Below are 14993 nucleotides of genomic sequence, written 5' to 3' on the forward strand. Positions count from 1 at the left end.
GTGCGGTCTGTGTGCCGAGGGGGCCCTGGGCGGCCCCGGTTGCGCCGATTATTCGGAGCGGCCGGCGGCGTGGTCAATAAGCACCGGTGGAAATAAGCACCGGTGGCACGGGGTCGGTGGAACGAGCGCCGGTCGACGTCGGGGCCGGGCCGCGTCGGGGTGCGGCACCGGCGCGGTGCTGCAGGTCCGCGCCGGTGTCCGCGCGCCGGGGCACCGGTCTGGCGGCGCGTCAGCGGTAGGCCTCCGGTGCGGCGGGCAGGCCGGCGTCCTGGACCTCGACCAGGTAGCGCCAGCAGTCCGGGCGGCTGCCGTCGAGGTCGGTGAAGCCGTACTCTCGGGCGAGCTGCCCGCTGGACAGCGACCGGCCGTTCCACCGGGCGAGCGCCGGGTCGGCGGCCAGGGCGGCGACCGCCCGGCCGACGTAGCGCGGCGTCTCGGAGATGCCGAAGTGCGGCTCCCGCACCACGGCGTCCCGCCAGGTCTCCTCGGTGACGCCGAAGTGCTCCAGCATCATCTCGGAGCGCATCCAGCCGGGGGTGAGCGCGACGGCGGTGGCGCCGCGCGGGCCCAGCTCGTGGCCGAGGGAGAAGGCCATCCGCAGCACGGAGGACTTGGCGAGGTCGTAGAAGAAGGAGTTGCGGTAGGTGGCGCCGTTGTACTCGGCGGTGCCGTCCGTCATCTCGACGACCAGGCCGCCCGGGTGGCGCAGCAGCAGCGGGAGCGCGTGGTGGCTGGTCACGGCGTGCGTCTCCACGGCCAGCCGCAGCAGCCGCAGGCCGTCGTCCAGGTCGTGCTCCCAGACCGGGACGTTCCAGCCGAACAGGTTCTCGCCGCCCCAGATGTCGTTGACCAGGACGTCCAGCCGGCCCTGCTCGGCGTCGATCCGCTCGACCAGGGCGGCGACCCGGGCGGGGACGAGGTGGTCCGTCGGGACGGCGATGCCCGTTCCGCCGGCCGCCGTCACCAGGTCGGCGGTGTCCTCGACCGTCTCCGGGCGGTCGTACTCCGAGCGCTGCCGCCGGGTGCTGCGCCCGGTGACGTACACCGTGGCGCCCGCGGCGCCCAGTTCGACGGCGATGCCCCGCCCCGCGCCCCGCGTCGCCCCCGCGACCAGCGCGATCCGCCCGTCCAGTACCCCTGCCACGCGCCCCGCCTCCCTGACCGCCTCCGGCGGCCGCCCGCTGCCCGGTCACGCCACCGGCCGGCCCGGGCGGGCCCGGCTGCCCGGGAACGACCCGCCGGACCCACCGGACCCGGACCCGCCGGACCCACCGGGACCGACCGGCCGCGGTGACGACTGTGCCGACGCCCGTGGAACGGACGTCGGCACCATCCTCGCGCAGGGGTCCGACACTCGGCCGGAGCCGCTGCTCAGCCCGCGTGGGCGGCCTTGGCGGCCTTGGCCGCGGCCTCCTTGTCGTGCTTCGCCTTGATCCGGGCGGTCTCCTTGCGGACGTCCACCTGGTTGGCGCGCTCGTGCTGCAGCCAGAGCGGGTTCTCGGCCTTGATCGCCTCGATCTGGTCGGTGGTGAGCGCCTCCGTCACGCCACCGCGGGCCAGGCCCGAGATGGAGATGCCGAGCTTGGCGGCGACCACCGGGCGCGGGTGCGGGCCGTTCTTGCGCAGCTCCTGGAGCCACTGCGGCGGCTCGGCCTGCAGCGCGTTGAGCTCCTCGCGGGAGACCACGCCCTCCTGGAAGCCGGTCGGCGCCGCGTCGAGGTAGATCCCCAGCTTCTTGGCCGCGGTGGCCGGCTTCATGGTCTGGCCGGTCTTCTGCTTGAGCGATGTCATGGAGACAAGGGTAAGGGAGTGCGCGGGCGCTCCCGGTCACGGTCGGTAGCCTTGCCCTGTGACAGAGATGCAGGTGAACCCGTCCTTCCGGCTCGTGTACGTCCCGGGCGTGACCCCCGGCAAGTGGGCCCGGGTCTGGGGCGAGCGGCTCCCGGACGTGCCGCTCGACCTCCTCGCGGTGCCGGTCGGCGACGCCGAGGGGACCCTGCGCGGGGGCACCGCGGACGCCGGGCTGCTCCGGCTGCCGGTCGACCGGGACGTGCTCAGCGCGATCCCGCTGTACACCGAGACGACCGTGGTGGTCTTCCCCAAGGACCACTGGCTCGCCGCGGCCGAGGAGGTCGCGCTGACCGACCTCGCCGAGGACGTGGTGTTCCACCCGCTCGACGACACCCTGGGCTGGCCGGGGGAGCTGCCCGGCCGCCCGGCCGTCGAGCGCCCGGCCACCACCGCCGACGCGATCGAGCTGGTGGCGGCCAACGTCGGGGTGCTGCTGGTGCCGCAGTCGCTGGCCCGGCTGCACCACCGGCGCGACCTCACCTTCCGCCCGGTCGTGGAGGCGCCGCAGTCCCAGGTGGTGCTGGCCTGGCGGCAGGAGGAGACGACGGACCTGGTCGAGGAGTTCATCGGCATCGTCCGCGGCCGGACGGTCAACAGCTCGCGCGGCCGGGGCGCGCAGCCGGCCGCCCCCGCCGCCGAGCCGAAGAAGGGCGCGCAGGCCCGCAAGCCCCAGTCGCCGAAGGCGGGCCAGCAGAAGGCCGGCCAGCAGCGGGCGGGCCAGCAGAAGGGCGGCCAGCAGAAGACCCAGGGCAAGCCGCGGCCTTCGGCGGGCGGCCGGGGCGGTGCGGCCGCGAAGCGGGGCAGCGGCAAGCCCAAGCGGCGCTCGTAGCGCCAGGCCCGGGCGGCCGCCAAACGCGGCGCCACGCACCGGAACCCCCCGCGGCGCCGCGCACCGGAGCCCCCGGCCGGGACGCCCGGGGCCTCCGGTGCTGGCCGGGGCCCGGTGGGGAGCGTACCGTCGGCCCCGGGCGCTGCCGGCCCCGTCCGGTCGAGGGGTTGGAGGAGCGCGCCGTGTGGCACGACCTGGTGGTTGTCCAGATGCCGATCGCGGAGAAGGTCGTCCGCACGGTGGCGGTCTACGTGCTGATCCTGGTGCTGTTCAGGGTCGCGGGCAAGCGCGGGCTGGCCGGTCTGAACACCTTCGACATGGTGGTCGTCTTCCTGCTCTCCAACGTGGTGCAGAACGCGATCATCGGCAACGACAACAGCCTGCTCGGGGGCACGATCGGCGCGGTCACCCTGGTCACGGTGAACTCCGCCGTCACCCGCTGGCTCGCCCGGGACCCGCGCGCCGCCCGGCTGCTGGAGGGAACCCCGACCACCGTCGTCAAGGACGGCCGGCTCGTGCCGGAGTCGCTGCGCGGCCTCGCGCTGCGGGCGTCCGAGATCGAGCACGCGGTGCGGGTGCAGAACGGGGACACCGTCCGGGACGTCGCGGTCGGCCGCCTGGAGCCGGACGGCCAGTTGGTGATCACCCTCAAGCCCGAGGAGCAGGGCGCCACCCGGGGCGACGTCGAGGAGCTGCGGCGCCGGCTGGAGTCGATCGAGGGGCTGCTCGCCACCCTGGCGGCCGACCGGGGCCGGGGGCGCTGAGCCGGGCGGCCCGCCGTGCCCGGACGGGCCCGCCGTGCCCCCGTGAGGGCTCACCGCCCCCTGGTACGGGCTCACCGTGCCCCTGAGGGCTCACCGGGCCCGGCGGGCGAGGGTGGCCGTGTAGGGGTGCGGGGAGAGCGAGGGGCCGCGGCCGGGGCGGACGGTGCGCCCCGGGGTCGGGGTGACGCTCCACCGGGCGGCGATGGTGGCGATGGCGAGGACGGCCTCGGTGGTGCCGAAGGCGTCGCCGAGGCAGCGGCGGGCGCCGAGGCCGAAGGGGGCGTAGGTGCCGGGGAAGGGGCGGGCGGTGGTGAGCCAGCGGTCGGGGTCGAAGCGGTCCGGGCGGCGGAACAGGTCGGGCCGGCGGTGCAGCAGGTACGGGCTGAACAGGACGGTGGCGCCGGCCGGGACGTGCAGGCCGCCGAGGTCGGCGTCCGTGGTGACGGTGCGGCTGAGGATCCAGACCGGCGGGTAGAGCCGCAGGGTCTCGCTGACCACGCGGGCGGTGAGCGGCAGGGCCGGGAGGTCCTCGTAGCGGGCGGGGCGCCCGTCGAGCACGGTGTCGAGTTCGGTGTGCAGCCGCTCGCGGACGGCCGGGTGGCGGGCGAGCAGCGACCAGGCCCAGGCGAGGGTGGCGGCGGTGGTCTCCGTGCCGGTGAGCAGGAAGGTGGCCACCTGGTCGTGGACCTCGGCGTCGGTGAGCCCGCGCCCGTCCTCGTCGCGGGCGTCGAGCAGCCCGGACAGCAGGTCGTGGTGGTCGGTGCCGGTGGCCCGGCGGCCGGCGACGAGCCGCCCGGTGAGCTCCGACAGGTCCCGGCGGGCGCGCCGGAGACGGCGGTTGCCGGGGGTGGGGAGGCGGTCGGCTCCGGGCAGCGGCAGCGTGACGCGCCGGCCGGTGCCGCGGGTGACGACGTCCACGCTGTCGTGCACGGCCGGGGAGCCGGCCCGGTCGTGCGCGGCGAACAGGCAGCGGGCGGTGGCGGCGGTGGTGAGGCGGTGCATCGCGGCGGGGACGTCGACCACGTCGCCGACGCGCCAGCGGGCGGTGGTGCCGGCGATCTCCTCGGCCATCAGTGCGCCGTAGCCGGGCAACCGGTCGTGGTGGAAGGCGGGTTGGAGCAGGCGGCGCCGGCGCCGGTGGGCCGCGGCGGGGCAGCCGGCGGGGCCGTCCCCGCCCGCGGGGCCGGTGCCGGGCCCGCCCCGGTCGAGGAGGTGGTCTTCGGCGAGCAGCCGGCGCACCAGCTCGGGGTGGCAGGCGACGTACGCGTCGCGCGGGCCGAGTCGGAGCCGGACGAGGTCGCCGTGGGCGGGCAGGCCGGCGACGAAGGCGAGCGGCCGGCGGAGCAGGGCCGGGGTGTGGCCGAGCAGGGGCAGGGCGCCGGGGGCGGTGGCCGAGGTGTACTGGGTGGGCACGGGCGTCACCTTGGGTGGGGGTGGCCGCAACGGTGGTGGCCGGGACGGTTCGTGCTCCCGATCTTTCCCGGAGCCCGGTGGCGAAACGATCCGCGGTGGGCGGGCGGGGGAGGCAGGGGGGCGCGTGCCGAACGTCCGTGCGCCGCCCGGCGCCTGGGGGAACGTCGGCCGACGCCGGGAGCGCGGTGGTGCGTGTCGGCGCCGCCCTCGGCGTGGGGGGTATCCCCGGGCGCCGCCCCGCCCCTACACTGCGGAACTTGCGAGACTACTGGTCAGTAGGGATTGGGGAGTTCGGATGTCCGACGAGCGGGCCCACGCGTTCACCGACGACGCCCTCGGGGCGCACGACGCCGTGGCGCTGGCCGCGCTGGTCCGCTCCGGCGAGGTGTCCCCCGCGGAGCTGGCCGCCGCCGCGGCGGCCCGGGCGGCCCGGATCGACGGCGCGCTGACGCCCGTCGCCCACCCCTCTTACGACCGTCCGCGCTCCGGCCCGGGCGGGGCCGGCGGCCCGCTGTACGGCGTGCCGACCTTCCTCAAGGACAACGTCGACCTGCAGGGTCTTCCGACGGCCATGGGCAGCGAGGCGTTCCGGGCCCGCCCCGCCCGCCGCAACGCCCGCTTCACGGACCAGTTCCTCGCCACCGGCCTGTCCGTGCTCGGCAAGACCCGGTTGCCCGAGTTCGGGCTGAACGCCTCCACCGAGTTCGCCACCGCGCAGCCGGTGCGCAACCCGTGGAAGCCCTCGCACTCCGCGGGCGCCTCCTCCGGCGGCTCGGCCGTCCTGGTGGCCGCCGGAGTGGTGCCGATCGCGCACGCCAACGACGGCGGCGGCTCGATCCGCATCCCCGCGGCCTGCTGCGGACTGGTCGGCCTCAAGCCCACCCGGGGCCGCCTGGTCGTCAACGCCCAGAGCGACAAGCTGCCGATCGACATCGTCACCGACGGCGTGCTGACCCGGTCGGTGCGCGACACCGCGGCCTTCTACGCCGCCGCCGAACGCCACCACCGCAACCCCCGGCTGGCCCCGATCGGGCTGGTCGAGGGCCCGGCGGCGCGCCGGCTGAGGATCGGGCTGGTCGTCGACTCGCCGATCGCCACCACCGACGGCCCCACCCGGGCGGCGGTGCAGGAGACGGCCGCCCGGCTGTCGGCGCTCGGGCACCACGTCGAGGAGACCACCCTGCCGTTCGGCGAGGAGTTCTCCCGCGACTTCGTCCTGTACTGGGGGTACATCGCCTTCGCCATCGCCGTCAGCGGCCGGCTGATGCTGGACCGCAGCTTCCGGATCAACCGGCTGGACGGCCTGACCACCGGCCTGCGCCGCCGCTTCCAGCGCGAGTTCCGGCACGTCCCGGCGGTGCTGCGCCGGCTGCGCCGGACCGAGGCCGCCTACGCGGGCATCTTCCGCAGCCACGACGCGGTGCTCTCGCCGGTGCTCGCGCACACCGCCCCGCCGATCGGGCACCTCAGCCCCAACGTGGCCTTCGACGAGCTGATCGAGCGCCTGCTGCGCTACGTCGCGTTCACGCCGGTCAACAACGTGACGGGCGGGCCCGGCATCGCGCTGCCCACCGGCGTCGCACCGGGTGGCCTGCCGATCGGCGTGCACCTGTCGGCGGCGCACGGCGAGGAGCGGCGGCTGCTGGAGCTGGCCTTCGAGCTGGAGGCGGACCGGCCCTGGCGCCGGATCCAGGACTGAGCCCCGGCCCCCTGCTCCCGTCCCCCAGCTCCCAGCTCCCAGCTCCCAGCCCCCGGCCTCCGTCCCGGCCCGGGTCGGCCCGGCGCCCGGGGCGCTATCCGGCCGGGGCGGCGACCGCCCGGGCCGCCTGCACCTCGTGGTGCAGCCGGGCCAGCGCGCAGTCCGGCGAGAGGCCGTCCGCCCCGGCCGCGGGCAGCGGTGCGCCCGTGCGCAGCGCGTCGGCCAGGGCGGCCAGCTCCCGGGTGACGGCACGGACCTCGGCGGGCGAGGGGGCCGGCGCACCGTGCTCGACCCGGACCCGGGTGGCCGTGGTGGTGTCCACGATCCGCTCGACCGCGATCACCAGCGGCCACCAGGCCTCGGCCCTGGCCCCGACCGGCGGCGGCTCGGTGAGCGCCCGCTGGAACTCGCTGCGCACCGCGGAGAGGTCCCGGTAGAGCCGCCGCCGGTAGCGGGCGCGGGCCGGGTGGTCCCGTCCGGGCGCGGTGGTGAAGGCCAGGGCGACGTACGAGCCGCTGTCCGCGACGGCGTCGGCCAGCCGCTCCCCGATCCGGGTGTGCCAGGACTCCGGCCAGAACAGGTAGCCGGCCAGCAGCGCGATGGCGCAGCCGATCAGCGAGTCGTACAGCCGGGGCGGCACCAGGTGGAAGCCCTGGTGGTTGAGCAGGTCCGAGAGCAGCAGGACCACCGGGGTGATCGCCGCGGTCTGGAAGGCGTAGCCCTTCGCCGACATCGCCGGGATCAGCGCCGCGAGCACCGCCATCACGGGGACGTCCCACCAGCCGCGCGGCACCGCGGCCAGCACCGGTACGGCGATCAGCAGCCCGCCGGCGGTGCCGAGGGCGCGCAGCACCGCTCGGGAGAACACCGAGCCGAAGTCCGGCTTCATCACGAAGGTGACGGTGAGCGCCACCCAGTAGGAGCGGGGGACGGCGAGCACCGAGACCAGGATCTGGGCGAGGCCGATGCACAGCGCCAGCCGCAGGCCGTACCGCCAGGACGCGCCGGACAGCAGCAGGGCGTGCGCCGCCTTCCGGGCGCGGACCCGTAGCGCGGCGGGCCGGCCGAGCCGGTCCTCGGCGCCGTACGGGTCGGGTTCGGTCTCGTGCACGACGCTCCGGGCGTGGCCGATGGCGTCCACCAGGGCCCGGGTGGACGGCCCGGTGGGTGCGGGGAGGGCGGGTGGCGGGGCGCGCCCGGGGCGGTCGTGGTCGATGGCCGCGGCCAGGTCGCGCACGGCCGCCGGGTAGGCGGCCGGCAGCGGTACCTGCGGGCTCGGGCGCAGCTGGGCCGCCGAGACCGCCTCCACCACGGGGATGACGGCGTTGAGCTGGGCGAGCAGGCGCACCAGGGTGGGGGAGCGGCCGTGCCGGCGGGCCCGGCGGGCGAGCAGCAGGTCGTAGGAGTGGTTGAGCGACTGGGTGAGCGCCTGGCGCCGGGCGTCGTGGCCGGGGGTGCCGGTGGCCTCGAGGACGGCGGCGACCGTCCGGTAGGTGTCCGCGACGGCCGAGCGCTCCGGCGTGCCGCCGCGCAGCGGCCAGGCCAGCAGGGTGAGGGCGAGCACCAGCAGACCGCCGAGCAGCAGCAGCGCGGGCGGCAGCCACCACGGCGGGGGCAGCGGGAGCCCGGCTCCGACCACCGCGTTCAGCAGCAGGAGCAGCCCGGAGACGGAGGCCACCGCGCCGATCGAGGAGATCATGCCGGAGACCAGGGCGACGGCGGTCAGCACGGCGACGGCCGTCCAGCCCGAGCCGTACACCAGGGTGCCGAGGAGCACCCCGAGCGCGCCGAACAGTTGGGGGACGGCGATGTTGAACACCCGCATCCGGTAGGCGTCCGCGGTGTCACCGATGACCCCGGACAGGGCGCCCATCGACACCAGAGCGCCGTACCCGGTCCGGCCGGTGGCGGTGCCGACCGCGAGCGGCGCGGCGAGCGCCACCGAGGCCCGGGCCGCCGCCGCCCAGGGCACCGGCGCGGGCGCGGGCCGCAGGCCCTCGGTCAGCCAGCTGGGCGGGGCGAGCCTGGCGGCGACTCGTCGGCGGCGTGCCATAGGCCCAACGTACGGCCGGGCCCGGCCCGCGGCTCGTCCTGCGTCCGGTCCGGGGTTCGTCGGGCGTCCGGTCCGGGGTTCGTCGGGCGTCCGGCCCGGGGTTCGTCGGGCGTCCGGTCCGGGGTTCGTCCTGCGTCCGGCCCGGGCGGGCGGGCAACGGACGGGCGGCCGATCCGGTTCACCGACGGTTATGTCAATTCCGGAAACATATCCCGGCTTATGTCGGCTCCCGAAACATAAAGCGCTCCCGAGGGTCGTCATGAGCTGCGTGGATTTCCCCGTTGGTAACCGCCGATCGAGGGTTGACACCATTAGTTGGTCTAGTCCAACGTATGGGGAGCGCGGTTCGGCAAAAGGCTGAGACGGGGTGAGCACGCCTGCCGGACTTGCGAGTTGGCCCCTTTCGGCGAAGCCCGCGACCGGGCCCCGGAAGGGACGGAGCGTGTGCGGATCGGCACGCGTTCGTGGGTCGAATTCCGCGTGCGGCCGGTGACGGGCCGTCGGCCCGCCGTACCCGCACTCTGCGCCCGAGGGGCGCTGCGTCGACTACGAACCATGGAGTGACTGCCCATGCCGAGCCCTGACGGGTATCTGCACCGAGCCGCCTCGGAGCGCCCCTACTTCAGTGAGGACGGGGAGAGCTACCTCGCGCGGACCGCGCTGCGCGAGGTCCGCAAGAAGCACCCGCTGCGGGTGCTCTCCGAAGAGGACTTCGCGTTCTGGCAGACCTACGGCTACGTCGTGGTCAAGCAGGCCGTCCCGGCCGAGGCCGCGCGGCGCCTGCTGGAGTTCGCCTGGGAGTTCCAGGGCCTCTCGCCCGACCGCCCCGAGGACTGGTACCGCGAGCGCGACTACCGGGACGAACTCGACCAGCACCTGCACATCTACGGCTTCGTCGAGGCCTACCACCACCAGCTGATCTGGGACAGCCGGCAGACCCGCCGCGTCTACGACGCCTTCGTCGACGTCTGGGACTGCGAGGAGCTGTGGGTCACCCTCGACCGGCTCAACCTCAACCCGCCGAACGTCCGCAACCGCGACCGCGCACTCATCGAGCCCACCGACAAGGGTTTCGACATCGAGCTGCACTGGGACGTCGACACCACCCAGGGCATGCTGCCCCAGCGCGTCCAGGGCATCATCGCGCTCGACGACACCCGCCCCGACCACGGCGGCTTCCAGTGCAACCCGGAGCTGTTCCGCCGGTTCAACGAGTGGCAGGCCGCCCAGCCGGCCGACCGCGACCCGATCCGCCCGGACGTCGACCGCACCGAGTTCCCGGTGGTGCGGCCCGAGTTGGCCGCCGGCGACCTGCTGATCTGGAACGGCCTGCTGGCCCACGGAGTCGCCCGCAACACCTCCGAGAACGGCGTGCGGGCCGTGCAGTACCTGTCCATGATGCCCGCGCTGGAGGAGGCCGAGCAGATGCGCCGCTCCCGGGTGGAGTCCTGGCGCACCCTCGCCACCCCGGACTGGAACCGCACCCTGGTCGGCGACCCGGTCAGGCACGAGTCGCTGCGGTACGGGCCGGCCCGGCTCACCGAACTCGGCGAGAAGCTGCTCGGCCTGCGCTCCTGGCACGGCCGCGCGAGCGCGGACCCGGCGCCGGCGGAGCAGGATCCCGCCGCGCACCAGCCCGCCACGTCCACGGGGGAGCCCGAATGCGAACCGTCTGCCTGACCCTGCCCACCAACCGCGAGTGCGCGGCCACCATCGCCGCGATCGGCGCCGAAGCCGCCTTCGCCGCGGCGCGGTTCGACGTCCGCGTGCACCTGCTGGTCCTGGACTCCGCCGACCCGGCCGTCTTCCGCCGGCACGCCGAGGCCGTCGCCGCCCTGCCCGCCGTCGAGCGGGTGACCGTCCACCACCTCGACGAGGACGCCCAACGCGCCTTCCTGCGCGACGTGATCGAGCGCTCCGGCGCCGCCGGCCCCGAGCGGCTGCTCGACCTCATGCTGCCCGACGCCGTCTCCTACGGCGCCTGCACCAACCGCGCCTTCCTGCTCGCCGCCGCCCTCGGCTGCACCTCCGTGCACCGCCGCGACTCCGACAGCCACTACCAACTCCTCGACGGCGAACCGGTGTTCCCGATCGTCCCGGAACTGGCCGCACTCGGCCTGAAGGCCGCCGACGCGGCCGCCGCCGTCACCGACCACACCCTCGACCCGGCGCACGCGGACAAGCCCGTGGCCCTGGTCGGCGGCTCCTTCGTCGGTGAACTCTCCGTCGACCTCGCCGAGATCCGTGACCTCGACCCGCAGGCCTACCACCGGGTCGTCGCGCTCTGGGCGCCCACCGGTGCGAGCGAGGAGGAGCGGCGCGAGCTCGTCGCCGAGTCCTTCACCGGCGGCGGCACCGAACCGTTCGGCGGTGACCGCGCCGTGCTCGACCTGCCCGACATCTGGCGGATCGACATGTGCAACGTCGCCATCGACCACGAGGTCTACGAACGCGTCCCGCTGCCGCCCGCCACCGACACCATCGGCAGCGACTACTTCCTGCTGCACCTCGTCCGGGACGCCACCCTGCCCGGTGTCGTCCACAACCGGCACATCGTCAACTACTACACCCCGGAACGCCGCACCGGCGCCGGCTTCACCGCCTACCAGCTGCGCTACGCCAAGTTCCTGCTCTCCATGCTCTACCTCTACCCGGTCTACTTCGACATGGAGGCGGCCGGCGACGCCCTCCTCGACGAGGCGCACCACGTGCGCGCCGACGCCATCGCCGACTCCGCCCGCCGCAGCGCCGCGACGGACCGCGCGGAGAACCACCGGCGGCTCGACGAACTCGACCGCTGCTACCGGCGACTGGGCGGCAAGTACGCCGAGTTCGCCGACCACCTGGCGCCCCAGCGGGCACGCCTGCTCGACGAGGCGCAGGCGGACATCGAGGACTTCGCGCTGCTGATCGACGCGTGGGGCCCGCTGACCCGGGCGAGCAGGACCACCCCCGCCGAGCGGCTGCCGCGGTAGCCGGACCGGGAGCCCATCCGTGATATCCCAGAGCACCACCCACTGCCAGAGCGCCGGCCACCGCCAGGCGGCCGCCCACCGCGCCCCCGCGCACCACACCACCGCCCACCACGCCGGCGAACTCGCCGGCCCCGCACCCGACCCGGCCGCGCACGACCGGACGGCGATCCGCGCCGCCCTCGCCGCCGCCACCGACGACCGGATCGTCTACGACCTCGACGGCATCGGGCGCCAGTACGCCGCCCTCGTCCGTGAACTCCCCGGCGTCGACGTCCGGTTCGCCATGAAGGCCTGCCCGGTCGACGAGGTGCTCGCCGGCCTCGCCGCGCTCGGCTCCGGCTTCGACGCGGCCAGCCCGCAGGAGATCGCCCAGGCGCTGCGCACCGGGGTCGGCCCCGAGCGGATCCACTACGGCAACACCATCAAGTCCGACCGCAACATCGCCGAGGCGTACCGGCTGGGCGTGCGCGACTTCGCCACCGACAGCCTGGAGGACGTCGCCGCGATCGCCGAACACGCCCCCGGCTCCCGGGTGTTCTGCCGGATCGCCACCACCGGCGACGGCGCCCTGTGGGGCCTGAGCCGCAAGTTCGGCTGCTCGCCGGAGGACGCTCTGCGCGTCCTGGACGCGGCCCGCACGGCCGGGCTCGTCCCGTCCGGGCTCTCCGTCCACGTGGGCTCCCAGCAGATGACCGCCGAGGCCTGGGGCGCCGCCGTCGACTCGCTCGCCGCCGTCCTGGAGGCGCTCAACTGGCGCGGCATCACCCCGCAGCGGATCAACCTCGGCGGCGGCCTGCCCGCCCTCGGCGTCCTCGACCGGCACGGGCGACCGCTGGAGCCGCCGCTGGACAAGATGTTCGCGGTGATCCGCGAGGGCATGGAGCGGCTGCGCACCGTCAACGCCGCACCGCTGGAGTTCCTGCTGGAACCCGGCCGCCACCTGGTCGCCGACCACGGGGCCATCCGCGCCCACGTCGCGCGGCTCTCCTCCCGCCGCCAGCTCGACGGCACCCGTGAGGACTGGCTCTACCTGAGCTGCGGCAAGTTCAACGGCCTCTACGAGATGGACGAGCTGCAGTACCGCCTGGAGTTCCCCACCCACCCCGGTGGCCAGTTCGTCAACGCCGTCGTCGCCGGGCCGACCTGCGACAGCGACGACGCCTACACCCGGGACGGCGGACTGGTCCGCGTCCCGCGCGCGATCGCCTCCGGCGACCCGGTCTGGATCCACTCCTGCGGGGCGTACGCCACCGCCTACACCACTCGCGGGTTCAACGGCTTCGAGCCGCTGCCCTACGTCTGCGTGGGCCGGACGGACCCGGCGGACGGCACGGGCGGTGCGGACGGCCCCGGCGTGACCGGCGCCGTGGCCGGAACGGTCGGCCGGGACGGGGGCGCGGCATGAACGACGTCAGGATCCGGCTGCTCCGGGAGGGCGACTGGGACGGCCTGGTCGCGCTCGAGGAGCGCGCCTACGCCGCCAGCGGTCTCTCCGAGGGGCGCGCCGCCCTGCAGTCCCGGCACCGGGCCTCACCCGACACCTGCTTCGTGCTGGAGCACGCCGGCGGCTTCGGCGGGTACCTGCTCGCCCTGCCCTACCCGCTGTTCCGGTGCCCGGACCTCAGCCGGAGCGAGGCGGGCGGCGTGCGCGCCACCAACATGCACGCCCACGACCTGGTCGTCGCCGAGGAGCTGCGCGGCCGGGGCCTCGGCCACCGGCTGCTGCGCCACCTGGAGGAGACCGCCCGCGCGGCCGGCTACCGCACCGTCTCGCTGGTCGCCGTCGGCGGCGCGCAGGTGGTGTGGGGCCCGCTGGGCTACCGGGCGCGGCCCGAGGTCGACCTGCCCGAGAGCTACGGGCCGCAGGCCGTCTACATGGCGATGCCGCTCGGCCCGGTCGCGGCCCCCGCGGTGCTCCCCGCCGCCCCGGCGCCCGTCCCTGCCGCCGCCCCGGTCCCCTCCCCGGCGCCGGCGCCCGTCCCGGGCGTGCCCCGGCCGCCGGCGCGCTCCACCGAACCGTCCCCCGGGTCCCCACCCAGAGCCGAAGTGGGCTGATGCACATGTCCCCCGATCGAGACGCCTTCCGCCGGTCCCAACTGGCCATCGGCGCCCTGTTCCTCCTGCTCGGATTCCAGTACGCGAGCTGGGTCTCCCGGATCCCCGCGCTCAAGGCCCGGCTCGACCTCGGCGAGGCCCAGATCGGCCTGCTGCTGATGACCTGCGGGGTCGGCGCGGCGGTGTCCTTCCCGCTGGTCGCGGTGCTGATGCGGCGGGTCGGTTCGCGCCTGCTGTCGGTGCTGTCCGCGCTCGCCCTCGGCGCCGTCCTGCTCGCCCTGTCCGTGGTGCCCGACTACCCGCTCACCCTCCTGGTGCTGTTCTGCGACGGCGTCGCGGTGGGCTGCCTGAACGTGGCGATGAACGCCCAGGGCGCGGCGCTCGAGGCCAGGTACCGGCGGACCACGATGTCCCGGCTGCACGCCACCTTCAGCGCCGGCTCGCTGCTGGCCGCGCTGCTGGCCTCCGGCGTCACCGCCGTCACCGACGGCCTGCTCGCGCACTTCGGTGTCGCCGCCGCCCTGCTCGCCGTCCTGGTCGTCGCCGCCCGGCCCGGGCTGCTCGCCGACGAGGCGGACGCCGACGAGGCGAAGACGGACGAGGCGAAGGCTGCGGAGCCGGCGCCCGCGGGGCGGAAGGCGCGGCGCCGCTTCGCCCTGCCCGTCGCGGCCACCCTCTGGATGGGGCTGGCCATGGTCTTCGGCACCGTCACCGAGGGCGCCATGAACGACTGGTCCGCGCTCTACCTCAAGGACGTCGTGGACGCCGGCGCCGGGCTCGCCCCGATGGGCATCGCGGTGGTCTCGGTGATGATGGTGCTCGCCCGGATCTTCGCCGACGGCTGGCGGACCCGGTTCGGCGACGGCCGGATCGTCCGGACCGGCAGCCTGCTGGCCGGCGCCGGACTGGCCCTCGCCCTGCTCGTCGGCGGCGTCGTCCCGACCCTGCTCGGCTTCGCCTGCGTCGGCCTGGGCGTCGCGGCCGTCACGCCCTGCGTCTACGTCGCCGCGGCCCGCCAGGGCTCCGACGCGCTCTCCCTGGTCGCCGCGATGGGCACCACCGGACTGCTCGCCGGCCCGGCCGTGATCGGCTTCATCGCCGACGCCACCAGTCTGGTCTGGGGCATGGCCGCCGTCGCCGCCTCCGCCGCGATCGTCTCGCTCTGCGCCCTGCGCATCGGCTGGCCGGCCCCGGAGCCCCGCACCGGGCCCGGCGCCGACCTCGCGGCCGGCCCGGCCTGACGCCCGCACCCCCGACCCTCGCCGGCACGCCGCGCCCTCCCCCGTCGCGGCGTTCCGGGCGAGCCCCCTCCGCCGGGGCGGGACCACCCGGTCACCCGCCCGCACCCGACCCT

General features: G+C 75.6%; 12 protein-coding genes. 8 read left to right on the forward strand and 4 right to left on the reverse strand.

All coding sequences use genetic code 11. The features are described from left to right. Window positions 1-229: 229 nt before the first annotated feature. Both ACFYUY_RS35225 and ACFYUY_RS35230 read right to left on the reverse strand, forming a co-directional pair. A complete protein-coding gene (locus tag ACFYUY_RS35225) occupies window positions 230-1144 on the reverse strand; it encodes an SDR family oxidoreductase (RefSeq protein ID WP_360215227.1) in 915 nt (304 codons plus the stop codon). Between the two features lie 227 nt (window positions 1145-1371). Then, entirely contained in the window at window positions 1372-1791 is a 420-nt protein-coding gene (locus ACFYUY_RS35230; protein WP_360215230.1) for a DUF5997 family protein, read from the reverse strand. Window positions 1792-1858: 67 nt separating this feature from the next. On the opposite strand from ACFYUY_RS35230, the gene ACFYUY_RS35235 reads away from it, so the two are divergent. Then, the gene (locus tag ACFYUY_RS35235) at window positions 1859-2680 is read left to right on the forward strand and encodes a LysR family substrate-binding domain-containing protein (protein WP_387906991.1); all 822 of its coding nucleotides are present in this window, start codon (window positions 1859-1861) and stop codon (window positions 2678-2680) included. Window positions 2681-2862: 182 nt separating this feature from the next. Further along, on the forward strand, window positions 2863-3444 hold the full coding sequence (locus ACFYUY_RS35240) for a DUF421 domain-containing protein (protein WP_387906923.1): 582 nt from the start codon (window positions 2863-2865) through the stop codon (window positions 3442-3444). A 90-nt stretch (window positions 3445-3534) separates the two neighbouring features. Here ACFYUY_RS35240 and ACFYUY_RS35245 read toward each other — a convergent pair whose 3' ends face one another. Continuing rightward, window positions 3535-4857, reverse strand: coding sequence for a cytochrome P450 (locus tag ACFYUY_RS35245; protein ID WP_387906926.1), 1323 nt, complete (start codon window positions 4855-4857; stop codon window positions 3535-3537). Between the two features lie 295 nt (window positions 4858-5152). Between ACFYUY_RS35245 and ACFYUY_RS35250 the strand changes: the two genes are divergently transcribed. Continuing rightward, complete coding sequence (locus ACFYUY_RS35250) at window positions 5153-6556, forward strand: amidase (protein ID WP_387906927.1); 1404 nt, start codon at window positions 5153-5155, stop codon at window positions 6554-6556. A 94-nt stretch (window positions 6557-6650) separates the two neighbouring features. Here the strand turns inward: ACFYUY_RS35250 and ACFYUY_RS35255 are convergent, their stop codons facing one another. Then, window positions 6651-8609 carry an FUSC family protein gene (locus ACFYUY_RS35255; protein ID WP_360215245.1) on the reverse strand — a complete coding sequence of 653 codons (1959 nt, stop codon included), beginning with the start codon at window positions 8607-8609 and terminating at the stop codon, window positions 6651-6653. A 570-nt stretch (window positions 8610-9179) separates the two neighbouring features. On the opposite strand from ACFYUY_RS35255, the gene ACFYUY_RS35260 reads away from it, so the two are divergent. The 5 genes from ACFYUY_RS35260 to ACFYUY_RS35280 all read left to right on the forward strand — a co-directional run bounded on the left by ACFYUY_RS35260 (window position 9180) and on the right by ACFYUY_RS35280 (window position 14880). After that, entirely contained in the window at window positions 9180-10289 is a 1110-nt protein-coding gene (locus ACFYUY_RS35260) for a phytanoyl-CoA dioxygenase family protein (RefSeq protein WP_360215248.1), read from the forward strand. Then, window positions 10271-11584 carry a DUF6271 family protein gene (locus ACFYUY_RS35265; protein ID WP_360215251.1) on the forward strand — a complete coding sequence of 438 codons (1314 nt, stop codon included), beginning with the start codon at window positions 10271-10273 and terminating at the stop codon, window positions 11582-11584. Before ACFYUY_RS35260 ends, ACFYUY_RS35265 begins: the two co-directional genes overlap by 19 nt. Before the next feature lie 166 nt (window positions 11585-11750). Next, window positions 11751-12989 (forward strand): type III PLP-dependent enzyme, encoded by a 1239-nt coding sequence (locus tag ACFYUY_RS35270; protein ID WP_387906992.1) that lies wholly within the window; start codon window positions 11751-11753, stop codon window positions 12987-12989. After that, window positions 12986-13639, forward strand: a complete 654-nt coding sequence (locus ACFYUY_RS35275; RefSeq protein WP_387906931.1) for a GNAT family N-acetyltransferase — start codon at window positions 12986-12988, stop codon at window positions 13637-13639. Before ACFYUY_RS35270 ends, ACFYUY_RS35275 begins: the two co-directional genes overlap by 4 nt. A gap of 5 nt (window positions 13640-13644) precedes the next feature. Beyond that, entirely contained in the window at window positions 13645-14880 is a 1236-nt protein-coding gene (locus tag ACFYUY_RS35280) for an MFS transporter (RefSeq protein WP_360215257.1), read from the forward strand. Window positions 14881-14993 lie beyond the last annotated feature (113 nt).

Origin of the sequence: Kitasatospora sp. NPDC004745 (assembly GCF_042873275.1) — a bacterium.
Lineage (GTDB): Bacteria > Actinomycetota > Actinomycetes > Streptomycetales > Streptomycetaceae > Kitasatospora.

Bases quoted from the DNA above. Each gene is read 5' to 3' on its own strand.
- ACFYUY_RS35235 (WP_387906991.1), top strand. From the start codon at position 1,859: ATGCAGGTGAACCCGTCCTTCCGGCTCGTGTACGTCCCGGGCGTGACC.
- ACFYUY_RS35275 (WP_387906931.1), top strand. From the start codon at position 12,986: ATGAACGACGTCAGGATCCGGCTGCTCCGGGAGGGCGACTGGGACGGC.
- ACFYUY_RS35265 (WP_360215251.1), top strand. From the start codon at position 10,271: ATGCGAACCGTCTGCCTGACCCTGCCCACCAACCGCGAGTGCGCGGCC.
- ACFYUY_RS35230 (WP_360215230.1), bottom strand. From the start codon at position 1,791: ATGACATCGCTCAAGCAGAAGACCGGCCAGACCATGAAGCCGGCCACC.
- ACFYUY_RS35260 (WP_360215248.1), top strand. From the start codon at position 9,180: ATGCCGAGCCCTGACGGGTATCTGCACCGAGCCGCCTCGGAGCGCCCC.
- ACFYUY_RS35280 (WP_360215257.1), top strand. From the start codon at position 13,645: ATGTCCCCCGATCGAGACGCCTTCCGCCGGTCCCAACTGGCCATCGGC.
- ACFYUY_RS35250 (WP_387906927.1), top strand. From the start codon at position 5,153: ATGTCCGACGAGCGGGCCCACGCGTTCACCGACGACGCCCTCGGGGCG.
- ACFYUY_RS35255 (WP_360215245.1), bottom strand. From the start codon at position 8,609: ATGGCACGCCGCCGACGAGTCGCCGCCAGGCTCGCCCCGCCCAGCTGG.